This is a genomic window from Bacillus fonticola (assembly GCF_012955605.1).
GTDB lineage: Bacteria > Bacillota > Bacilli > Bacillales > JC228 > Bacillus_CG > Bacillus_CG fonticola.
Genome location: NZ_CP052135.1, coordinates 1,704,636 through 1,728,658, shown reverse-complemented (window position 1 = coordinate 1,728,658; position 24,023 = coordinate 1,704,636). Strand labels below are relative to the sequence as shown.

18 protein-coding genes are annotated in these 24,023 nt (G+C 46.7%); all 18 read left to right on the top strand.

What is annotated here, in order from left to right; all coding sequences use genetic code 11:
- Window positions 1–65: 65 nt before the first annotated feature.
- The 18 genes from pnp (at window position 66) to HHK01_RS08340 (ending at window position 23,362) form a co-directional block, all read left to right on the top strand.
- On the top strand, window positions 66–2,177 hold the full coding sequence (gene pnp / locus HHK01_RS08425) for a polyribonucleotide nucleotidyltransferase (RefSeq protein WP_170008727.1): 2,112 nt from the start codon (window positions 66–68) through the stop codon (window positions 2,175–2,177).
- Between the two features lie 210 nt (window positions 2,178–2,387).
- Window positions 2,388–3,335, top strand: a complete 948-nt coding sequence (locus HHK01_RS08420) for a polysaccharide deacetylase family protein (protein WP_170007366.1) — start codon at window positions 2,388–2,390, stop codon at window positions 3,333–3,335.
- A 42-nt stretch (window positions 3,336–3,377) separates the two neighbouring features.
- On the top strand, window positions 3,378–4,595 hold the full coding sequence (locus tag HHK01_RS08415) for a M16 family metallopeptidase (RefSeq protein WP_170007365.1): 1,218 nt from the start codon (window positions 3,378–3,380) through the stop codon (window positions 4,593–4,595).
- Between the two features lie 102 nt (window positions 4,596–4,697).
- On the top strand, window positions 4,698–4,958 hold the full coding sequence (locus tag HHK01_RS08410; protein ID WP_170007364.1) for a YlmC/YmxH family sporulation protein: 261 nt from the start codon (window positions 4,698–4,700) through the stop codon (window positions 4,956–4,958).
- Between the two features lie 1,565 nt (window positions 4,959–6,523).
- Window positions 6,524–7,423: a dipicolinic acid synthetase subunit A gene (dpaA, locus tag HHK01_RS08405; protein ID WP_170007363.1), complete on the top strand. Its 900-nt coding sequence runs from the start codon at window positions 6,524–6,526 to the stop codon at window positions 7,421–7,423.
- Window positions 7,424–8,020 carry a dipicolinate synthase subunit B gene (gene dpaB / locus HHK01_RS08400; RefSeq protein ID WP_170007362.1) on the top strand — a complete coding sequence of 199 codons (597 nt, stop codon included), beginning with the start codon at window positions 7,424–7,426 and terminating at the stop codon, window positions 8,018–8,020.
- A gap of 69 nt (window positions 8,021–8,089) precedes the next feature.
- On the top strand, window positions 8,090–9,133 hold the full coding sequence (locus tag HHK01_RS08395) for an aspartate-semialdehyde dehydrogenase (RefSeq protein ID WP_170007361.1): 1,044 nt from the start codon (window positions 8,090–8,092) through the stop codon (window positions 9,131–9,133).
- A 72-nt stretch (window positions 9,134–9,205) separates the two neighbouring features.
- Window positions 9,206–10,441 carry an aspartate kinase gene (dapG, locus tag HHK01_RS08390; protein WP_170007360.1) on the top strand — a complete coding sequence of 412 codons (1,236 nt, stop codon included), beginning with the start codon at window positions 9,206–9,208 and terminating at the stop codon, window positions 10,439–10,441.
- Window positions 10,442–10,447: 6 nt separating this feature from the next.
- Window positions 10,448–11,323, top strand: a complete 876-nt coding sequence (gene dapA / locus HHK01_RS08385; protein WP_170007359.1) for a 4-hydroxy-tetrahydrodipicolinate synthase — start codon at window positions 10,448–10,450, stop codon at window positions 11,321–11,323.
- Window positions 11,324–12,242: 919 nt separating this feature from the next.
- Complete coding sequence (locus HHK01_RS08380; RefSeq protein WP_170007358.1) at window positions 12,243–13,898, top strand: ribonuclease J; 1,656 nt, start codon at window positions 12,243–12,245, stop codon at window positions 13,896–13,898.
- 105 nt (window positions 13,899–14,003) lie between these two features.
- Window positions 14,004–14,723, top strand: a complete 720-nt coding sequence (locus tag HHK01_RS08375) for a ClpP family protease (protein WP_170008726.1) — start codon at window positions 14,004–14,006, stop codon at window positions 14,721–14,723.
- A complete protein-coding gene (locus tag HHK01_RS08370) occupies window positions 14,720–14,950 on the top strand; it encodes a YlzJ-like family protein (protein ID WP_170007357.1) in 231 nt (76 codons plus the stop codon). The genes HHK01_RS08375 and HHK01_RS08370 overlap by 4 nt, the downstream gene beginning before the upstream one ends.
- A 128-nt stretch (window positions 14,951–15,078) precedes the next feature.
- Entirely contained in the window at window positions 15,079–17,418 is a 2,340-nt protein-coding gene (locus tag HHK01_RS08365; RefSeq protein ID WP_170008725.1) for a DNA translocase FtsK, read from the top strand.
- A gap of 282 nt (window positions 17,419–17,700) precedes the next feature.
- Window positions 17,701–18,429: a GntR family transcriptional regulator gene (locus tag HHK01_RS08360; protein WP_170007356.1), complete on the top strand. Its 729-nt coding sequence runs from the start codon at window positions 17,701–17,703 to the stop codon at window positions 18,427–18,429.
- A 57-nt stretch (window positions 18,430–18,486) separates the two neighbouring features.
- Window positions 18,487–19,566, top strand: a complete 1,080-nt coding sequence (locus tag HHK01_RS08355) for a BMP family lipoprotein (RefSeq protein WP_170007355.1) — start codon at window positions 18,487–18,489, stop codon at window positions 19,564–19,566.
- A gap of 254 nt (window positions 19,567–19,820) precedes the next feature.
- Window positions 19,821–21,359, top strand: a complete 1,539-nt coding sequence (locus HHK01_RS08350) for an ABC transporter ATP-binding protein (RefSeq protein ID WP_170007354.1) — start codon at window positions 19,821–19,823, stop codon at window positions 21,357–21,359.
- Window positions 21,352–22,401 (top strand): ABC transporter permease, encoded by a 1,050-nt coding sequence (locus tag HHK01_RS08345; RefSeq protein WP_170007353.1) that lies wholly within the window; start codon window positions 21,352–21,354, stop codon window positions 22,399–22,401. Before HHK01_RS08350 ends, HHK01_RS08345 begins: the two co-directional genes overlap by 8 nt.
- Window position 22,402: 1 nt before the next feature.
- Complete coding sequence (locus tag HHK01_RS08340) at window positions 22,403–23,362, top strand: ABC transporter permease (RefSeq protein WP_170007352.1); 960 nt, start codon at window positions 22,403–22,405, stop codon at window positions 23,360–23,362.
- Window positions 23,363–24,023: the final 661 nt, after the last annotated feature.

Genomic DNA, 24,023 nt, shown 5'->3' with positions numbered 1-24,023 from the left:
CAGTGTCTTTTTTTTGTGAAAACATACATATTAAGAACGTTGAAGAGAGGAGCACAGAAGCGATGATGGAACAAACTAAACAAGTGTTTCAAACCGAATGGGCGAATGGCTCATTGACGGTTGAAGTTGGTCAGCTCGCCAAACAAGCGAACGGCTCAGTGCTTGTACGTTACGGCGATACGGTCGTGTTAAGTACAGCAACAGCTTCAAAAGAACCGAAACCATTGGATTTCTTCCCACTAACAGTGAACTACGAAGAGCGTTTGTATGCGGTAGGGAAAATTCCAGGAGGATTTATTAAAAGGGAAGGGCGGCCGAGCGAAAAGGCGATATTAGCTAGCCGTTTGATTGACCGTCCCATCCGACCTTTGTTCCCTGACGGATTTCGCAATGATGTCCAAGTAATCAGTATCGTTATGAGCGTAGAGCAGAACTATTCTAGTGAAATGGCTGCTATGTTAGGAAGTTCCCTCGCATTAATGACATCGAACATCCCATTCGGTGGTCCGATTGCGGGTGTCATTGTAGGTCGTGTCGACGGAAAATTCGTTATCAATCCAACTGTTGAACAGCTGGAGAAGAGTGACATTGACCTGACAGTTGCCGGTACAAAAGACGCTGTCAACATGGTAGAAGCAGGGGCTAATGAAGTTCCAGAAGAAGTCATGTTAGAAGCGATTATGTTCGGACACGAGGAGATTAAACGTCTCGTTGCTTTCCAACAAAAAATAGCAGATGCACTGCAGCCGGAAAAAATGGACATCAAATTGCACAAAGTAGACGCAGATATCGAAAAAGACATCCGCGCACGCTGTGAAACTGATTTGACAAAAGCGGTGCAAGTAGTAGAGAAGCATGCAAGAGAAGCTGCCATCTCAAGCGTAAAAGAGGCTGTTCTTGCTCAGTTTGAGGAAGCAGAGGAAGCAACACTCAAACAAGTCAAAGAGGTGCTTAATAACCTCGTAAAAGAAGAAGTGCGTCGTTTAATTACAGAAGAAAAAGTGCGTCCAGACGGTCGTGGTGTGGACGAAATTCGACCGCTTTCTTCGGAAGTAGGGATTCTTCCTAGAACGCACGGTTCAGGCCTTTTCACTCGCGGACAAACGCAAGCGCTCAGCATCTGTACACTTGGTGCATTAGGCGACGTTCAAATTTTGGACGGGCTCGGCACTGAAGAGTCTAAACGATTTATGCACCACTATAACTTCCCACAATTCTCAGTTGGAGAAACTGGCCCAATTCGTGGACCTGGTCGACGCGAAATTGGTCATGGTGCGCTTGGAGAACGTGCACTCGATCCCGTTATTCCATCTGAAAATAAATTCCCTTATACGATTCGTCTCGTATCGGAAGTTATTGAATCAAACGGATCAACGTCTCAAGCAAGCATTTGCGCGAGCACAATGGCGATGATGGACGCTGGAGTACCGATCAAGGCACCAGTTGCTGGTATCGCAATGGGTCTTGTTAAAAAAGGTGACGACTACACGATTTTAACGGACATTCAAGGGATGGAAGACCATCTTGGTGATATGGACTTTAAAGTTGCGGGTACGAAAGATGGCGTGACAGCACTCCAAATGGACATTAAAATTGACGGGTTATCCCGTGAGATTTTAGAAGAAGCACTCACGCAAGCACGTAAAGGTCGTTTGCACATCTTGGAGCACATGGTGAGCACGATCTCAACTTCACGTGAACAGCTATCTCCATACGCACCGAAGATTTTGCAAATGGCGATCAAGCCTGACAAAATTCGCGATGTAATCGGACCAAGCGGAAAACAAATCAACAAAATCATTGAAGAAACTGGCGTGAAAATTGATATCGAGCAAGATGGTACGGTCTTCATTTCTTCTACTGACCAAGAGATGAACGAGAAGGCGAAGAAAATCATCGAAGACCTCGTTCGTGAAGTAGGCGTCGGTGAAATGTATTTAGGGAAAGTCAAACGTATCGAAAAATTCGGCGCTTTCTTAGAAATCTTTGCTGGAAAAGATGGACTTCTGCACATTTCAGAAATTGCAGAAGAACGGATAAACAAAGTGGAAGATGCACTTTCTATCGGGGATGAACTACTCGTAAAAGTCATCGAAATCGATAGACAAGGTCGTGTCAACTTATCACGTAAAGTCGTGTTACGTGAGCAAAAAGAGAAGGCCACTAGCGATCAGTAGTCTAGTGAACCTTAATTACATCATGCAAAGAACGAAAACTCGGGAGCTGCCGAGTTTTTTTGCGATATAGGTGGCGGATACCGGAGTTCAAGTGGGGTATCCGCGGTCAGGACTTAGATGCCTGTGAAGCATATAGCAATACGTTGACACGATGGGCGAGTTCTACCTTGTCCTCTCTTTTCATAAACTGAAAAAAGAGGAGGATGACGTATGCCATCATCGAATTGGATTAGGTTACTGATGTTTTTGTTCGGTGTACTCATCGTCATGAGCACACCGCTTTCTTTGCTTAATCAAACCGCAACGGTTTCAGTGAAGGAGGCTTCTTTACGCGAACAGATCGCTCTTTTTGCCGAAGAAGAATACGAACCCGCCCAGGATGCGGTCATGCACCCAGTTTGGAAAAAACAACCTGGCTACTACGGGCTCAAAGTAAATGAAGAAGAAACGTATAAACGGATGAAAAAAGTGGGAAGTTTTGAAGAAGAGCTTGTCGTCTATGAAGAAATCCCCCCGAAAGTGACCCTCGATGATTTGCCTGCGGGTCCAATTTATCGAGGAAATCCTGAAAATCCGCAAGTCGCATTTGGGATTAATGTCGCATGGGGAGAAGACCAGCTGCCCGCTATTTTGCGTATTTTGAAAGAAGAAAACATACAAGTTACTTTTTTTTTAGAAGGCAACTGGACGCGTAATAATAGCGATGTTGCCAAATACCTTGTCGAAGCAGGACACGAAATAGGCAATCATTCCATGAATCATGCAGATTTTGCTAAGCTATCAGAAGAAGAAGCATACCAAAATATGAAGAAAACGAACGAAACGATTGAGGCAGCTATCGACGTAAAACCGACGTTGTTTGCCCCGCCTAGTGGGAGTTATCAACAGAGCACTGTGACAGTAGCTGACCGTTTAAATATGGAGACCGTTTTGTGGAGTGTCGATACCATTGATTGGCAGCACCCCACTCCTGCTACAATAGTCCAACGAATCCAGTCAAAAATTCACCCAGGAGCAATCGTCTTGATGCACCCGACAGAAGAAACCGTGAAAGCTTTGCCCAACATGATAAAAGCGGTTCAAGATAAAGGATTTTCTATTGGAACAGTATCTGATATTCTATCAGAGCGACGTCCTAAAGGAACTTCACGTCAATAGTCAACTTGAGCCCGCTTCAGCGAAAAGAAGGAGGAAATTTCTTTGATACATAGAACAACTCTTCCAAACGGATTGCGAGTCGTCTTAGAAAATATCCCCACAGTACGTTCAGTCGCAATCGGCGTATGGATCGGAACGGGATCCCGGTTTGAAACAACTGAACTCAACGGTGTCTCGCACTTCTTAGAACATATGTTATTCAAGGGAACGAAAACGCGAACAGCCCGCGATATTGCCGAAGCGTTCGATTCGATCGGTGGACAAGTCAATGCGTTTACATCAAAGGAGTATACATGTTACTACGCCAAAGTGTTGGATACACATGCAGATAAGGCGTTAGACGTACTTTCAGACATGTTTTTTAACTCTACATTTGCAGAAGAAGAAATCGAAAAAGAAAAGCAGGTTGTGTTTGAAGAAATCAAAATGGTAGACGACACACCAGACGACATTGTGCACGACTTACTAAGCGAAGCATCTTACGGAGACCACCCGCTCGCTCTACCCATTTTAGGCACAGACAAAACAGTAGGTAGTTTTACACAACAATCGTTATTTGACTATCAAAAAGAAACGTACTCGCCTGACACCGTCGTCATCTCTATCGCTGGGAATGTCGACGAGTCATTTTTGAAGCAAGTGGAATCGTTATTCGGACACTTCCAAGGGCCGAAAAAACAACGCAACGTGCAACAACCACAATTTTTACCGACGCGCATCCACCGCAAAAAAGAAACAGAACAAGCCCACGTTTGTCTCGGTTTTGAAGGGTTGCAAGTGGGTCACGTAGATATGTTCAGTCTCATCGTGTTAAACAATATGCTCGGGGGTAGCATGAGCTCCCGACTTTTCCAAGAAGTCCGTGAAGAACGGGGATTAGCCTATTCGATCTTTTCCTATCACACCGCCTATGAAGACAGTGGATCCGTTACAATTTATGGTGGCACCGGTGCAAACCGTCTGGAGGAACTCGTGTCAACGATTGAAAAGACGCTTGCTACAGTAAAGGAAACAGGATTTACCGATAAGGAATTGATGAACTGCAAAGAACAGCTCAAAGGGAACTTGATGCTCGGTCTGGAAAGCACAAACGGGCGCATGAGTCGAAACGGAAAAAACGAACTCGTTCTCGGAAGACATCGTACGTTGGATGAACTCGTTCAACAAATCGACGCCGTTACGATGGCTGATGTGTCTCGAATCGCCCACCAAGTGTTTACGGATCAATACGCGGTAAGCATTGTAAGCCCAAAAGAGTAGACGAGTCTCTCGCTAGTTCCTTTGCGAGTTTTAAGATGGCGCGCTTGCTTATCATAAATTTCTCGCGGCTTGTATACAGTGAAAGTATGGGAGGCGATGCGAGTGAGATTAAGCGAACTGAGCGGTAAAGAAATTATCGACGTAGAACGAGCCGAACGAATGGGCGTCCTCGGTGAGACAGATTTAGAAATTAACGAACAAGGTCGAATCGAAGCCCTGCTCATTCCTACAGGGAAGTGGCGTGGCTTTAAAAAAGGATCGAACGAAATCCGTGTTCCGTGGCGCAACATCCAAACGATCGGAAATGAAATGGTGATGATGAAGTTTCCGCATTACGAAACAGATAATGAAGATAGATATTAGTTGTGAAGTGGATCCACGTTAGGGTGGGTCCATTTTTTTATAGCAAAATGTGAGTAGTGGGGCCCAGGCTTCAAGTGCAGGAGTGACTCTTAAGCGTAGATCCAGACTTAGGAGCAGCGAACCAGTACCCCACCCAAATGCGCAGACTCATGGCGTGATGCGCAGACTCATGGCGGAATGCGCAGACTCAGAGCGTGATGCGCAGACTCATGGCAGAATACGCAGACTCATGGCGGAATACGCAGACTCATGGCGGAATACGCAGACTCATGGCGGAATACGCAGACTCATGGCGGAATACGCAGACTCATGGCGAAATGCTCAGACTCAGAGCGAGATGCGCAGACTCATGGCGGAATACGCAGACTCAGAGCGTGATGCGCAGACTCATGGCGGAATGCGCAGACTCAGAGAGGAATGCGCAGACTCATGGCGGAATGCGCAGACTCAGAGCGGAATGCGCAGACTCAGAGCGGAATGCGCAGACTCAGAGCGTGATACGCAGACTCATGGCGGAATACGCAGACTCAGAGCGAGATGCGCAGACTCAGAGCGTGATGCGCAGACTCATGGCGGAATGCGCAGACTCAGAGCGAGATGCGCAGACTCATGGCAGAATACGCAGACTCAGAGCGAGATGCGCAGACTCATGGCGGAATGCGCAGACTCATGGCGGAATACGCAGACTCAGAGCGTGATGCGCAGACTCAGAGCGGAATGCTCAGACTCATGGCAGAATACGCAGACTCATGGCGGAATACGCAGACTCAGAGCGATTTGCTCAGACTCAGAGCGTGATGCGCAGACTCAGAGCGGAATGCGCAGACTCATGGCGGAATACGCAGACTCAGAGCGGAATACGCAGACTCAGAGCGTGATGCGCAGACTCAGAGCGTGATGCGCAGACTCATGGCGGAATGCGCAGACTCAGAGCGAGATGCGCAGACTCATGGCAGAATACGCAGACTCAGAGCGAGATGCGCAGACTCATGGCGGAATGCGCAGACTCATGGCGGAATACGCAGACTCAGAGCGTGATGCGCAGACTCAGAGCGGAATGCTCAGACTCATGGCAGAATACGCAGACTCATGGCGGAATACGCAGACTCAGAGCGATTTGCTCAGACTCAGAGCGTGATGCGCAGACTCAGAGCGGAATGCGCAGACTCATGGCGGAATACGCAGACTCAGAGCGGAATACGCAGACTCAGAGCGTGATGCGCAGACTCAGAGCGGAATGCTCAGACTCATGGCAGAATACGCAGACTCATGGCGGAATGCGCAGACTCAGAGCGGAATGCGCAGACTCATGGCGGAATGCGCAGACTCAGAGCGGAATGCGCAGACTCAGAGCGTGATACGCAGACTCATGGCGAAATACGCAGACTCATGGCGGAATACGCAGACTCAGAGCAATTTGCTCAGACTCCGTCCCATACAAAAGACCACGCCGCGATTTCCTCTCCGTACTTTTTGATTTTTCCCTCCTGTCTCGCACCGTTTTACAGCCCTTCTCATAGACTGACTCAAGAAGCACGTAACAAGAGAAAGAGGTGATGAAGTGTATGTTGACGGGAATCCACATCACTGTCATCGGGGGTGATGCGCGCCAGCTTGAGATCGTGCGAAAGTTTGTCGAGATGGACGCTAGGCTTACATTGGTCGGCTTTGAACAATTAGATCATGCATTCTCGGGCGCCGGCAAGGAATCGCTCGAGGACGCCCCACTAGAAGAAACAGATGTGATTGTTCTCCCTGTTCCGGGCACGAATGCTAATGGGGAGGTAGATACGATTTTCTCACATGAAACGATTACCCTTACCGAAGAGGCGCTCGCAAGAACACCAGAGCATTGCGTCGTCTATTCAGGCATCTCCACTGATCATTTAGAAAAAGTAACGAAACGCGCCAATCGAAAACTCGTTCAATTATTTGACCGAGACGATGTCGCGATCTACAACTCGATTCCGACGGTTGAAGGAACGATCATGATGGCCATTCAGCACACGGATTTTACGATTCATGGAGCTGAAGTCGTCGTTCTCGGATTAGGAAGAGTCGGAATGAGTGTCGCGCGTACTTTTGCAAACTTAGGCGCCCGCGTAAAAGTAGGCGCACACAAAACGGAACAGCTCGCGCGCATAACCGAAATGGGGTTAACCCCTTTTCATTTAGAAGATTTATCCAAAGAAGTTGAGACGTGTGATCTTTGTATTAATACGATTCCTGCCCATGTTGTGACAGCAAATGCCATCGCAAAAATGCCAACCCATACGTTAATCATTGACCTTGCCTCAAAGCCAGGCGGCACGGATTTTCGCTATGCGGAAAAACGCGGAATAAAAGCGCTATTAGCCCCTGGTCTCCCAGGGATTGTCGCTCCGAAAACAGCAGGGCAAATTTTAGCAAAAGTGTTGTGTCAGTTGATCGACGAGGAAGCGAAATTACGAAAGGAGTCCTCTTAAATGGATGTTAAAGGAAAGCGAATCGGATTTGGGCTAACTGGTTCTCATTGTACTTATGACGCGGTGTTACCAGAAATTAAACGATTAGTAGACGCAGGAGCAGACGTCGTTCCGCTCGTGACGTTTACGGTGAAGTCGACAACTACCCGATTCGGCAAAGGAGAAGACTGGGTCGCGCGTATTGAAGAAGTAACTGGGCGCAAAGTGATCGATTCTATTGTAGGCGCAGAGCCTTTAGGGCCGAAAATGCCGCTCGATGTCATGGTAATTGCCCCGATGACAGGTAACTCAATGAGCAAATTTGCCAATGCGATGACAGACTCACCGGTTCTTATGGCTGCAAAAGCGACGTTACGCAATTATCGTCCAGTCGTGCTCGGTATATCTTCGAATGATTGCCTTGGGTTAAACGGAGTCAACTTAATGAGACTGATGTCGACAAAAGATATTTATTTTATTCCGTATGGGCAAGACGATCCACACGGCAAACCGAAAAGCATGGTATCTGACATGACACAGCTAAAAGAAACGGTGGAAGAAGCCCTCGAAGGTAAGCAATTACAACCCGTTGTGATCGAAAAATGGAAGAAGGCATAATTCTTTCGATGGAACGTGACAAAATCTATGATAAAATGAATAGACACGCATATTGAAAGGAAGAATGTTATGCCACGTCAAAACGGGTATCACGTTGCTATATTAGGAGCCACTGGTGCAGTCGGCGAACAAATGCTGAAAATGCTTGATTTAGTCAAATTCCCTATTTCACAATTAACTTTGCTTTCCTCAGCACGCTCTAGCGGGAAACAAGTTGAGTTTCAAGGAAACACATATACTGTGCAAGAAGCGAAACCAGAGTCGTTTGAAGGAGTCGACATCGCCTTATTTTCAGCAGGCGGTTCGATCTCCAAGCAATTTGCGAAAGAAGCGACCGATCGGGGTGCGATTGTGATCGATAACACGAGTGCCTTTCGGATGGATCCGGACGTACCACTCGTCGTGCCTGAAGTGAATGCAGACGATCTTCACAACCACAACGGCATTATTGCCAATCCGAACTGCTCTACGATTCAAATGGTGGTGGTGCTCGAACCGCTACGCCAGCAGTTAGGTCTCCAGCGTGTAGTCGTTTCTACGTATCAAGCCGTATCAGGAGCGGGGCAAGCTGCTATCGACGAGCTTACAACGCAATCTACGCAAATGCTTAACGGCGAAGAGCCAGTAGCAAACGTACTCCCTGTAAAAGGAGCCGACAAGCACCATCCAATTGCTTTCAACGCACTTCCTCAAATCGATGTATTCCAAGAAAATGGTTTCACATTTGAGGAAATGAAAATGATAAACGAAACGAAAAAAATTCTTCACTTGCCTCTGCTACCTGTTGCAGCAACGTGTGTACGTTTACCGATCGTAACAGGACACTCTGAATCGGTGACGGTTCATTTGTCACAAGCGGCGACTCGTGAACAAGTGAAAGCAATTCTTGAAGAGGGGCCAGGAATTACGGTACAGGATCAACCTGAAGAACAGGTGTACCCAACACCGCTCGCTTCCGTAGGGCACCCGGATGTATTTGTTGGGCGCATTCGTCAAGATATGGATGATCCACAAGTGTTTCATATGTGGGTTGTGTCAGACAATTTGCTAAAAGGGGCCGCCTATAACTCTGTACAAATTGCACAAGAGCTCATCAAACGAGAGCTCGTTTAATAATGAAATGTGTTGAAAGGGTCAAAACTCACCAAGACCCTTCAACGCCCACTCTTGTCAAGAGGTGTCAACATGAAGGTCATTGTACAAAAATTTGGTGGAACTTCTGTCAAAGATCCTACAGCACGCGCTCATGCGATACGTCATGTGAAACAGGCTATAGAAAAGGGTTACAAAGTAGTCGTCGTTGTCTCTGCTATGGGGCGCAAGGGAGATCCATACGCAACAGATACATTGCTCTCCCTTGTAGAAGAAGAGCGCGAATTGCTCGAAAAACGTGAACTGGATGCGTTGCTTTCTACAGGAGAATTGATTAGTAGCGTCGTATTTAGTCATTTATTGAAGCGTGAAGGTGTGCAGGCGACGAGCCTCTCTGGAGCGCAAGCGGGATTTCGCACGAACGCCGACCACACGAACGCCAAGCTAATTGACATGAAGCCAGAACGCCTACTCCATGTACTGGAGCGACAAGATGTCGTTGTTGTTGCAGGTTTTCAAGGGGTGGCGAGAAATGGTGACGTGACCACAATTGGGCGTGGTGGTAGCGATACGTCTGCTTCTGCACTGGGTGTTGCACTACAAGCAGAGTCGATTGATATTTTCACTGACGTCGATGGCATCATGACGGCCGATCCGCGCTTAGCTGACCATGCTAGACCGCTCTCAAAAGTAACCTATAATGAAGTGTGTAATATGGCCTACCAAGGAGCCAAAGTCATTCATCCGCGTGCAGTTGAAATCGCGATGCAAGCAAAAGTGCCGATAAGGATTCGATCAACGTACTCAGACAATGTAGGCACACTGGTGACGTCTATTGAGCAAACGGGGCAAGCAAGAGACGTAAAAGAACGAGTTATCACAGGAATTGCTCACGTCGCAAACATTACGCAAATTCGCGTTGACGCGCCAAAAGACGATTATCACTTGCAATCCAACGTGTTTAAAGCGATGGCCCAAGCGCAAATTAGCGTCGATTTCATTAACATCTCACCAAACAGAGTGACCTACACCGTCCCAGAAGAAGCGACCAAAAGCGCTTGTAACGTATTGGAGTCGCTCGGCTACTCCCCGCAAATTGAAACGGGATGCGCGAAGGTATCTGTCGTCGGCGCAGGCATGACCGGTGTTCCCGGCGTTACCTCGACAATTGTCGGTGCTTTGAGTGATAAAGGCATTCGGATTTTACAATCTGCGGACAGCCATACAACGATTTGGGTACTTGTGAAGCAAGAAGACTTGAGGGATGCAGTAAACGCCCTACACGATGCGTTCCATTTAGAAGAAGAACCAGTACAAAACGAGGAGTGAATTCTATTGATCCATTTCGGAACGGTTTCAACTGCGATGGTGACCCCGTTTGATCGAAAAGAAAACATCGATTTCGGAAAGACGACGCAATTAATACAGTACTTGTTGCAAAATGGAACGGATTCCTTAGTAGTCGCCGGTACGACTGGAGAATCACCCACTTTAACAAAAGAAGAAAAAGTTGCCTTGTTTACACACGTTGTAAAAGTGGTAGACGGACGTGTGCCGGTTATAGCTGGAACAGGAAGCAATAATACGAAGCAAACCGTTGAGCTAACGAAAGAAGCAGAAAGAACAGGCGTTGATGCCATCATGATCGTGACGCCTTATTACAACAAGCCGTCGCAGCTTGGGATAAGGAAGCATGTCGAGGCTGTTGCAAGTGAGACAACGCTTCCTGTGATGCTGTATAACGTACCAGGTCGTACGATTACGAGTATGACACCAGAGACGATTATTGAGCTATCAAAGCTTCCAAACGTAGTAGCAGTCAAAGAAGCGAGCGGTGACTTAAGTGCGATGACAAAAATTATCCGCGAAACGAGCGATGATTTTCTCGTGTACAGTGGAGAAGATGCGTTAACATTACCTTCTGTAGCGATCGGTGCAACGGGGATCATCTCCGTCGCCTCTCACGTGATCGGCAAAGAAATGCAAACCATGATCTCATCCGCAAAAGAAGGCGATTTAGCTTCAGCAGCCGTCTGGAACGGGAAGTTGCTTCCGGTGATGGAAGCGATGTTTGCAGCGCCAAGCCCGGCACCAGTCAAAACAGCTCTACAAGTAAAAGGAATCGACGTAGGCACGGTTCGGCTACCACTGCTTCCTCTTGATGAGAAGGAACGCCAGTCGCTCACCGAAGTGCTGACACCGTTTTATTAAAAAATAAGGCTGTTTACTAAAAGATTGTTGCTTTTTTAATGAAATCTCTTTACACAGTAGCTATATGATGCGGCGTAATGCAATTCATTTAAGAGTTACGAACCGCTCCGGAAATACACTTCGCTTTCCGCGGGGCGGGCGGTGAGCCTCCTCATCGCTGCGCTCTTGCGGGGGTCTCACCTGTCCCGCTGATCCCGCAGGAGTCTACGTGTATTTCCTCCGCTGGTTTTAAATTACATTACACAAAGAAAATGCTGAGTACATTTTTAAGGAATCCATGTGTATTTCCTTACTAATATTGAACTTATTACCTCAACCTTCTGAACAGTTGGTATTGTTCACTCCAGATGCCGTTCAATGGGTACTTGAATTTTTCAGAAACAAAGAGGCACCGATACTTTGGTATAGTGCTCGCTTGGGCTATTGCCTATCCTGTTTCGAACGGACATTGGTTCCGCTATTCAATGAAAATCATGTTGTTTTCGAAGGTGTACGGACACTGGTTCCGTTATTTAATTACTAAATATTAAGCTCGATACTAGTGGAGGAAATACTCGTAGACTCCTGTGGGAAAGCGAAGACGATGAAGTGGAGGAAAGGCTAAGGGCGCCACGTCCTGTAGCAACGCCTTTCTGACCTACGTCCTGTGGGCCTCCGCAGTGAGCGTACTTTGCTCGCGAGGAGGCTCAGCGCGAAGCCTACGGAAAGCGAAGTGTATTTCCGCAGCGTATTCCACAGTTTCTTCATTACGTCACATCATGAGATTACTGTATAGTAAAAACAACAAAGGATACAAAAAGAGCCAAAAATAAACAACAAGACACATGGGAGAAACTTAAAGTGCCACCCAATCGATCGAACTGGGTGGCTTTCTATTGTGCCCACTTTGAGTGGAAACATGTGGAAGGGGTAAAAGATTGTGAATAAGTTAACGAAAACAGCAGTACGAGTGATTCCACTTGGTGGAGTAGAAGAACGAGAAAACCACCTCACCCTTTTAGAAGTGGACGAAGACGTGTTTATTTTGGATAGTGGTCAGCTACGTCCAGAACAAGAAATGCTTGGGGTCGATCGTGTCATTCCAGACTTAACACCGATAGTAGAACGAAGCCAGCGTGTGAAGGGGATTTTCCTGACAAAGGCAGATCCAGCTCATTTCGGCGCGTTGCCGATTCTTTTGCAAGTGATACATACGAAAGTGTTTGCGACAAAGGAAACGATTCAACAAGCGAAACGTTGGTGTCAAGAGCATGAAGTACCCGTCCGCTCGAATACGTTCCAAGAGGTGACTTCCGGTGACGTCTTTCAAGTAGGCAATACGAAGATTCGCCCGTTTGCCACCAGCACGCTAACCATTGGTTCTTGCGGCTATGGTTTCCATACGGATGAAGGCTGGGTCGTGTACACCGGAACGATGTCGCTCCAACCTGGGGAAAAAGCGCCCTTTCGCACAGATATGCGCGTGCTACAACAATTGGGAGCTGAAAGGGTGCGCCTTTTGTTGCCTGAAACGATAGGTCTCACGAATACGGGACCAAAACGTACGTATTCATCCGTTACCGCCCAACTTGAAAATTGGGTCGAACAAGCGGAGCAAACGGTGCTCGCTACGATCCATGAACAAGACACAAAGCGTATTTTTCAACTACTAGAAGTGGCCAACCGAGTCGGACGAAAAGTAACGTTTCACGGAAAGCGGACGAGCGCCTTCGTCAAAGGGCTATTTCAATACAACCCACAATGGAAAGACGAAGGGTATGTAGTCCCTCCGCAAAAGGCAAAGCTACTGCCGAGCGACGCCGTATTGCATGTGTTTGTAGGAAGAGAAGAAGAACCGTATGAAGCCTTGCGGAAATGGACGAATCGATTGCAACAAGGGGACGTTGTGTTACTGCTTACGCACTGGCTTTGGGGACGAGAGGTGCAGCTTTCCCGTTACGTAAACGAATTGTATCGCAAAGACGTCGACGTCCATTCTCTAGTGAAATCGACCCGTGGAGAAGAACAAACGTCTCGAGGAGAACTGGAGTGGTTACTAGAATTTTTACAACCAGCACAGTGCATTCCACTCGGCGGTGAGTATCAAATGCTATTAGCTTGTCAGTCTTTGTGGGAGAGACAGCAAAAAGAACCGTCTCATGCTGCGCTTCCGGAAAAAGGCGACATCTTACTTTGTGATGGACAAAAAGGCATCGAACGAGAAGGAACTGTTACGAAAGGTCACGTGTTCATAGACGGTAAAGGCGTCGGTGACATTGGGCAAGTCGTTCTTCGCGACCGCAAATGGCTGAGCGAGGACGGGGTTGTTTCTATTGTCATACCGCTCCACTCGCGGACGAAACTACTCGCAGCCCAACCGCAATGTGTCACGAGAGGATTTGTCTATAAAAAACAGTCTGCGGCTTTATTAGAGCGAATCACCAATGTGGTGGCAGAGCTCGTGGAAGCACAGTCACCAATATATGATTGGGCTGACTTGAAGCAAAAAGTGAAAGATGTAGTACAGAAAGAATTGTTTGACGCAACAAAACGACGACCTGTCATTTTGCCTATCATTGTTGAAATTCGCCAGTGATTGCATGGTTTGTAACCGTCGTGCTCATACTAATGTGAGACGTAAAGAAGGGAGCTGTCTCTTTTGACACAACCGTATGAGCCGAACGGAAACCAGTCAGTGAACATGAACGAATCAACGGATCAAGATGAGCCTAAAAAAGAAGGCATCGTTGATAAAATTCAACAACTAGGACAAACGAACGTACCACAAATGCCACCAGATTCGCGGATTCATGTGTTGTCTATCGTCGGACAAATTGAGGGGCACATGCAACTACCCCCTCAAAACAAAACGACAAAGTATGAACATGTCATTCCCCAAATTGTGGCCATTGAACAAAATCCAAACATTGAAGGGCTGCTCGTTCTGTTAAATACTGTAGGTGGAGACGTCGAAGCAGGTCTTGCTCTTTCAGAAATGCTGGCGTCACTGTCCAAACCGACCGTTTCCATCGTTCTTGGTGGCGGACATTCCATCGGCGTCCCGATCGCCACATCGTGTGATTACAGCTTTATTGTGGAAACAGCCACGATGACCATCCACCCTGTACGCTTAACAGGACTCGTCATCGGCGTCCCACAAACTTTCGAATACTTAGACAAAATGCAGGAACGGGTAATGAACTTTGTCATAAAACACTCCAATATCGAAGAAGAAAAGTTTAAAGAACTCATGTTTGAAAAAGGAAACTTAACCCGCGATATCGGAACGAACGTAGTCGGAGAAGACGCTGTCAAATACGGGCTTATAGATGAGGTGGGAGGAATCGGCGTAGCCATTCAAAAACTAAACAAATTGATGGATGCACATAAAGGCACAAAGCAAAAAGGAATGGTCCAATGATCCTCTACACGACAATGCCAGACGATCTCGTATATGCCGATAACCTATTTGACGCCTCAACAGGACGATCTAGCCAAGAAGTACGAAACTTCCAAGGAATCCCGGTGCTCGTGGAAAGAGAAGCAACCGGGCAGTACCGCGTCGTCCAAGTGCTCTCAACAGACCCGAACCACTACTTGACTAACACATGCACACCAGGGACAAAATTGACGTTCCCACCAAGTTAAAAGAGTTAGTAAGAGGTGCCGAAATAATGTGGCGCCTCTTTTTGCTTTGCCTACTTGAACGTTTGCTCTATTTGAAGCACAATAGGACAAGGACGACAAAAATTGTAGTAGAAAGATTGTGGAGCGAAATGCCAAAGAAAAAGAAACGTAGAAAAAAACAAGATAAGGGATTAAAGAGAATCCTTCAATATGAAATTAGCGCACTTTTACTGATTGCACTCTCTTTGATCGCCATAGCGGAGCTCGGCGCTGTCGGAAAGGCGACCGTATACTTTTCTAAGTTTTTCTTTGGAGAATGGTATATGTTCTTCTTGCTTTTCCTTATTTGGTTGTCGGGGTACATGATGTGGAAGCGCGATATGCCGAAACTAGCTAGTGTGCGCCTTAGTGGGATGTATGTAATCATCGCAAGTTTCTTATTGTTGAGCCATGTTACCCTATTCGAACTGCTGTTAGGGGAAGGCGTGATCAGACGCCCAAGTGTGCTGACGAATACGTGGGAAATGTTTTGGATGAGTGTGAGCGGGGAAAGTTCGACGTCTGATTTAGGTGGCGGTATGCTCGGAGCTGTGCTGCTCTCAGCGAGTTACTGGCTGTTTGCCGCTGCTGGTACAAAAGTGATGGCAGCGATTGCGATCCTCATCGGAATGGCCTTATTAACTGGCAAGACAGCAGGTGATCTCCTCGTGAAGGTGGCGACGAAGGTTACCGAGTTCTTTACGAAACAATGGGAAGCGTTCCAGGAAGATAGAGCAAAGTGGAAAGAAGACAAGAAAGAGAAAAAAGAAGCCAAAAAAGCAGCGAAGACGACTGCTACTACCGGGGAACCCCCAGCTGAAGTAAAACAGACACCCGCACCTGCAGAGCGGGAGCCAATTGAAGTGAAGAGCTTTGCAGACAGAGCATACGAACAGCAACAACTGCCGTTAGAAGGAATGGAAGAGGCAGATGAGTCAAAAAAAGAAACCGCACCAAAGGAATCGGATGGACAAGAACCAACTGTGCCACCGATGAAGTTTACAGAAGTAGAGAACAAAGATTATCAGCTGCCTCCGCTTACTTTGCTAGACCCTCCAACTAAACAAGCGGATCACGGGCAGTTTGATGACTACCATGCAAACGCAGCAAAACTCGAGCGTACGTTCCAAAGCTTCGGTGTGAAAGCAACGGTCAAGCAAGTACATATCGGACCTGCCGTGACGAAGTATGAAGTGCATCCAGATGTAGGCGTAAAGGTAAGTAAAATTGTCAATTTGTCTGATGACTTGGCCTTAGCCCTTGCCGCTAAAGATATTCGCATTGAGGCCCCAATTCCAGGCAAATCAGCAGTCGGGATTGAAGTTCCGAACAGTGAAGTATCGATGGTGACCCTTCGCGAAGTATTAGAAGTAACCGAGCAAGAGAAGCCTGAAAGTAAGCTCCTTATCGGTTTAGGCCGAGATATTACAGGGGATGCGGTGTTTGCTGAACTGAACAAAATGCCCCATTTGCTCGTAGCGGGGGCAACAGGTTCGGGAAAAAGTGTGTGCATTAACGGCATTATCACAAGTATCTTAATGCGCGCCAAACCTCATGAGGTAAAGCTCATGATGATTGACCCAAAAATGGTAGAGTTAAACGGATACAACGGAGTGCCTCATCTATTGGCACCGGTTGTCACCGATCCGAAAAAAGCGTCGCAAGCTTTGAAAAAAGTCGTGAACGAAATGGAGCGCCGGTACGAACTGTTCTCCCATTCGGGCACACGAAATATAGAAGGCTACAATGAGCTCGTGAAGCGTAACAACTTAGTAGAGGAAGATAAACAACCTTTGCTTCCGTACATTGTCGTCATTGTCGATGAGCTCGCCGATTTGATGATGGTTGCCTCCAATGATGTGGAGGACGCCATTACTCGATTAGCGCAAATGGCCCGCGCTGCCGGGATTCACCTCATTATCGCAACACAGCGTCCGTCTGTTGACGTCATCACAGGAGTTATTAAAGCGAACATTCCATCGCGCATCGCATTTGCAGTCTCTTCTCAAACCGACTCACGTACCATTTTGGACGGAGGGGGAGCAGAAAAATTGCTAGGGCGCGGCGACATGCTGTTCTTGCCCGTCGGCGCCTCTAAACCACTCCGAATTCAAGGTGCGTTCCTGTCTGACGAAGAAGTGGAAGGTATCGTCGATTTTGTTATCGATCAACAAAAAGCACAATACGAAGAAGCGATGATTCCAGAAGACGTACCCGAAACGACAGAAAGCGTGGATGATGATTTGTATGACGACGCTGTTCAACTCATTGTAGACATGCAAACAGCGAGCGTTTCCATGCTACAACGCCGCTTCCGCATCGGCTACACTCGAGCAGCCCGCCTGATCGATGAAATGGAAGTACGTGGCATCGTCGGTCCGTACGAAGGCAGTAAACCACGAACTGTTCTCATGGCCAAATCAACTCAAGACGAAGCATCCAGTTCGTAACCTGTTTTGCGTGCCTGTCACAAAACCGTGAGTAGGCACGCCGCTGGAACTTAGAGTGTGCAAGAAAATCTAATGTAGTGAGCGGGTGCCTGGAATGTATGATGTAGTGCCTGTCACCCACTTTTATCCAGGTGGCAAAATTCGCAAAATACCCCGTTTTCAGCTATCGGTCACCATTCGACATAATTCGTGATCGAGTGTTTATTTCTTGTATAAATAGTGTTATAGTATTTTCGATTAGTAGGGATGATTTGAGAGAAAGGTATGAAATGAGGAGCGGTCATGATGGTGAAAACAGATCAGCGCCACTTATATTTGCAAGTCATTGATCGATTGAAGCGGGACATGAAGCAAGGTGTATACCCCGAGCATGATCGTCTTCCGTCTGAGTTCGATTTATCGAAAAAACTCGGTGTGAGTCGGGTCACGTTACGGGAAGCGTTGCGTGTGCTAGAAGAAGAGCATTGGATTGTCCGTCGTCATGGTGTCGGAACGTTTGTTAATGCGCAGCCCGTCATGTCTTCAGGTATCGAGCATCTGAAAAGTGTGACAGATATGATTTTAGAAGCCGGCATGACGCCAGGGACCCACTTTTTACAATCTGAGGTCTCGCAGTCAACGGCAGAGGATCAAGAACGTTTTGGACTCGATCGTCTGGAGCCTATTTATGAAATGGAGCGCATTCGTACAGCAAACGGGAAGCCTGTCGTATACTGCTTAGATAGAATTCCACAAAAATATGTGGAGCACGGACGACACGATGAGTTTCATTCTATTTTTCAATGGTTGGAGTCTCGTAGCGATGTGACCATTACGCATGCAGTGACGTATATGGAGCCAATCGGGTACCATGAGCACGTTTCTCCGATGTTGGAATGCAGCCCAGAAACGGCCCTGCTTTTATTAAAGCAGACGCATTTTGACGAAAGAGATACACCCATTCTGTACTCTGTAAACTATTTTCGGGCTGATCAATTTCAATTTCATGTGTGGCGTAAACGATTTTCGTAATTTCTTTCTAAACACGATTCAAACCTACTGAAGTATACAATCTTAGGAGGATTTCACGTGAGAAAGCGTAAGTTTGGATTAATGCTCGCTACCATTTTCGCAACAGGGTCCATTTTAGCAGCTTGTGGTACTGGCGAAGAGGCAAGTGATGGCGGCTCTACAGGTGAGGGAAGCGAAACGAGCGATTTTAAAGTAGCATTAGTAACGGATGTTGGAGGCGTTGACGATAAATCATTCAACCAATCCGCGTGGGAAGGTCTCCAAGCGTTCGGTAAAGAGAACGGTTTAACGGAAGGTTCCGATGGCTATCACTACCTTCAATCTGAAAGTGATGCCGATTATGAAACGAACCTTTCTCGTCTTGTTCGTGACGATTTCAACTTAGTGTATGGAATCGGCTACTTATTGGCACCGGCGGTAGAAACGATTGCCGGGCAAAATCCTGAAACGAACTTTGCGATTGTCGATAGCGTTGTGGAAGGTGACAATGTGGCAAGTCTCGTCTTTGCAGAGCAAGAAGGTTCTTTCCTTGTGGGTGTGGCGGCAGGTTTGACGACAGAAACGAATAAAGTTGGGTTCGTTGGTGGCACGCAGTCTGAACTCATTGGAAAATTCGAAGCTGGTTTCGTGGCAGGGGTAAAAGCAGTAAATCCTGAAGCTGAAATCGACGTGCAATATGCGAATGCATTTGATAAGCCAGACACCGGGAAAGCGATTGCGAACAGCATGTACTCTTCTGGTGTTGACGTGATCTACCACGCATCCGGTGCGACGGGTAACGGGATCTTCACAGAGGCGAAAGATTTGAAAAACATCGATCCTGAGCGCAAAGTGTGGGTGATCGGCGTGGACAAAGACCAGGCTCCTGAAGGGGAAGTCGAAGTAAACGGTGAAACTTACAACGTAACGCTTACTTCGATGGTGAAACGAGTAGATACAGCCGTTCAAGACGTGACTACACAAGCAATGAACGGTGAATTCCCTGGTGGCGAAATTCTGGAGTACGGTTTAGATGACAACGGTGTCGGAGTGGCAGAGTCTGAAAACTTAACACCTGAAATTCTTGATGAAATTGAGTCTTACAAACAACAAATCATCGACGGAGAAATCGAAGTGCCTTCAGTACCAGCTGAGTAAGTAGGTTTCTTTCTTGTGGGGGAGGGAGATCTATCCCTGCCCCCTATTTATGCAGGGGGATTGAAGCTGAAGCTGTTCGATTTCTCGAGTGGCTTCAGGTTTGATTCCTATTGGAAGAAGAGCCATCCAACTCGAAACGTATTCTTGCAAACGAACCGGTATTGTTTGCATTCTTTTTGTGGAAAAAGTAGTTGTCAGACCTCTTACAAGTAACAGTTGATTCCAATTCTAAGTAAATGAAAGGAGCGTTAGCCATGGAGTTTGTCATTGAAATGCTCAATATTCGCAAAGAGTTTCCAGGCATTGTCGCGAATGACAACGTGACGCTTCAAGTAAAAAAAGGCGAGATTCACGCACTTCTTGGAGAAAACGGAGCGGGAAAATCGACGTTAATGAACGTGTTATTTGGCTTGTACCAGCCTGAACAAGGAAGCATTCGCGTGCGCGGGGAAGATGTTCACATTACGGATCCGAACAAGGCCAATGATCTCGGAATCGGCATGGTGCACCAACATTTCATGCTCGTGGACACGTTTACAGTGACGGAAAACATTGTTTTAGGCAAAGAGCCCCATTACGGAAAAGTCATAAACAACATGAAAGAAGCAAGGAAAATCGTTCAAAATATTTCGGATCAGTACGGACTTCGCGTTGACCCAGATGCGAAAATTGCGGATATTTCTGTTGGGATGCAGCAACGTGTAGAAATTCTAAAAACGCTTTATCGCGGTGCAGACATCGTCATTCTAGACGAACCAACAGCTGTGTTAACACCGCAAGAGATTAAAGAACTCATTCAAATTATGAAAACACTGATTGATGAAGGGAAAAGCATCATCCTCATCACGCACAAATTAAAAGAAATTATGGAAGTGTGTCACCGTGTCACCGTAATCCGCAAAGGGCAAGGCATCGGAACGTACAACGTTGCGGAAACGAACCCTACGGAATTAGCGAGTGTCATGGTGGGACGTGATGTCGTGTTTTCAACAGAGAAGTCAAAAGCGACTCCGAAAGACAAAGTGTTAGAAATCAGCAACCTCATCGTTAAAGATTCACGCGGGATTAAAGCGGTCAATGAATTGAGTCTTGAAGTGCGCTCAGGGGAAATTCTTGGCGTGGCCGGTGTCGACGGGAACGGACAAACAGAACTCATTGAAGCAATCACAGGCTTACGCAAACCTAACTCCGGTTCGATTGTCTTAAACGGTCAAGAGCTAAAAGGAAAAAGACCTCGCAAAATATTAGAGGCAGGGGTTGGCCACATTCCGCAAGACCGTCACAAGCACGGTTTAGTGTTAGATTTCTCTATTGCAGAGAATATCGCTCTACAAACCTATTATAAGGAGCCTCTCTCAAAAGGCGGTATTTTAAAGCATAAGGAAATTCAAAAGCAAGCGAAAAAAATAATTAAAGAATATGACGTAAGAACGCCTCATGAATTCACACCAGCACGTGCTCTATCAGGTGGAAATCAGCAAAAGGCGATTATCGGGCGTGAGGTAGACCGTAACCCGGATCTTCTCATTGCCGCGCAACCAACTCGTGGTCTTGATGTCGGAGCTATTGAGTTTATTCATCAACGTCTCATCCAGCAACGCGACGAAGGAAAAGCGATTCTATTAGTTTCGTTTGAACTTGATGAGATTTTAAATGTGAGTGACCGCATTGCGGTTCTTTACGAAGGGAAAATTGTTGCCGTGGTCGACCCTAAAGAAACGTCTGAACAAGAACTAGGCCTGTTAATGGCAGGTAGCTCACGTGGTGGAAAGGTGGGAATAGACGATGTTTAAATCTGATCGCATGATGAACATAGTCATCCCGGTCGTCTCGGTAGTATTAGGCCTACTTGTGGGCGCATTCGTTATGCTCTTTTCGGGATATAATCCACTTCAAGCATACGGCTCCCTTATTGCCGGTGTAATGAGTGATTCCTATTACATCGGCGAGACGATTCGTCAAGTCACGCCGTACATTTTAGCAGGACTAGCTGTCGCTTTTGCGTTCCGTACAGGCTTGTTTAACATTGGGGTAGAAGGACAAGTGATCGTAGGATGGGTCGCTGCCGTTTGGGTAGGGATTGCAGTCGAAGCACCGATGTACATCCATCTTCCATTAAGTTTACTAGCTGCCGCTGTGGCTGGTGGGGTGTGGGCATTTATTCCGGGTATATTAAAGGCAAAACTGGGTGTCCACGAAGTCATCGTGACGATCATGATGAACTACGTGGCATTGTATACGACAAACTCGTTAATCAGAAACGTCTTGACAGATAACCAGGACAGAACGGAAACGATTGCGCCAACAGCTACATTAACCTCAGCATTTTTAGAGAATGTGACACTATATTCACGGATGCACTGGGGGATTTTGATTGCGATGGCAGCAGCTATTGTGATGTGGTTTTTATTGGAACGTACGACAAAAGGGTACGAACTAAAAGCAGTTGGCTTTAACACACATGCCGCCAACTACGCAGGGATGAGTGTGCCAAAAAATATCGTGCTTTCGATGGTGATCTCAGGAATCTTCGCCGGCTTAGCTGGGGCGATGGAAGGGCTCGGTACATTTGAGTATGCCTCCGTAAAATCTGGGTTTACAAACATCGGTTTTGACGGAATTGCTGTTGCTTTATTAGGGGTCAATACAGCCATTGGTGTTGTGTTAGCCGCTATTTTGTTTGGCGGATTGAAATTTGGAAGTTTAAATATGCCGTTAGAAGCAGGAGTTCCAACAGAAGTCGTCGACATTATTATTGCGGTGATTATTTTCTTTGTCGCTTCAAGTTATATGATTCGATTTCTCATTGCACGTCGTAAGAAAGGGGGACAATAACGTGGGATTGATGGACATTTTAGCAATTGTTGTCCCGAACGCACTCTTTTTAGCGGTACCTCTAATCATTACTGCACTAGGTGGCGTGATTTCTGAACGAGCTGGTATCGTGAACATTGGCCTTGAAGGACTTATGATCATGGGTGCCTTCGTTGGAATTGTGACAAACTTAACGTTAGCTCCGATCATGGACGACGGCGCTAAATGGGTGGCGCTACTCGCTGCTACACTCGCTTCAAGCTTGTTCGCTATTCTTCATGCGGTCGCCTCAATTACGTTTCGTGCTGATCAAGTCATTAGCGGGGTGGCCATTAACTTTCTTGCGCTAGGAATTGGCTTGTTCGCCATTGAAAAGTTATACGGAAAAGGGCAAACAGATAGCATCGACGTGTGGTTCAATAAAACGTCTGTACCGTATTTGTCTGACATCCCCATCTTAGGACCGCTATTTTTCCAAAGTACGTACGCAACGAACTTGGTCGCCTTTGTATTGGTGATTATCGTCTGGTTCGTATTATTTTACACACCGTTTGGCCTTCGTTTACGTGCAGTTGGAGAACATCCAACGGCAGCCGACACGATGGGAATTAACGTCACGAGAATGCGTTATATCGCCGTGATCATCAGTGGAGCGCTCGGTGGACTCGGGGGCGGCATCTTCGCACAAACGGTTTCGCTCAATTTTTCCAACGGGACCATTTCTGGACAAGGGTTTATGGCGCTCGCCGCTATGATTTTTGGGAAATGGCATCCATTAGGCGCAATGGGAGCCGCCCTGTTTTTCGGATTAGCCCAAAGTCTAGTCTACGTTCAGTCACAAGTTCCTTGGCTAGAGGCGGTACCGAAAGTGGTGCTCGACATTGCCCCATACGTACTCACGATTTTAGCTTTAGCCGGCTTCATCGGTCGCGCCACAGCACCGAAAGCCTTGAACACACCGTACGTGAAAGGTTCACGGTAATAATATGAAAAGAGTTGACCAGTTTTTGCTGGTCAACTCTTTTTTGATGCGCAACTAGCGATTTGATGGATAAGGTGCCTGATTTGATCGACAAAATCTATCAACACCTTCACCGAGTATACGCGCGCAAAGTTTCCATCTTCTTCCAGTACTGGAGAGTAAAAATTCTTCGAGCTAATCTTACGTCTATCTACCCTAAAATGTGCTAAATATGAGATAATTTAGCGGTACAAAAGTGCTATATGACTGCACATTTTAGGAGGATTACTATGGCTACGAGAAAAGAGAGAAGAAAACAGGAAAAAGAGACGAATTATTTCTTCGAGTTCACAAAAACTCAAAGACATTTCTTTAAGGATCTAATTTGAATCAATTTCATAATTGCTCTTTTTAAAAATACACAGACCAGCAGAATAGTAGTTGCTTAAAAATTTTCTTGATTCATACCGCTTGAACAAGGTTGTTGATTTCCGCTACAGGCGGACGCTTTCCGCGGGCGGGCCGTGAGCCTCCTCGTCGCTCCGCTCCTGCGGGAATGAAATGTGGAAGCGGTCCGCCTTGCTCCCTCTGAAAGATGTTCTTTGGCTTTAGAGGCGTTTTTTGCCTCAAAAGACGAAGGTTATTTTCAGACGGGAGCAGACCGCTGCAGCTAGACACGTCT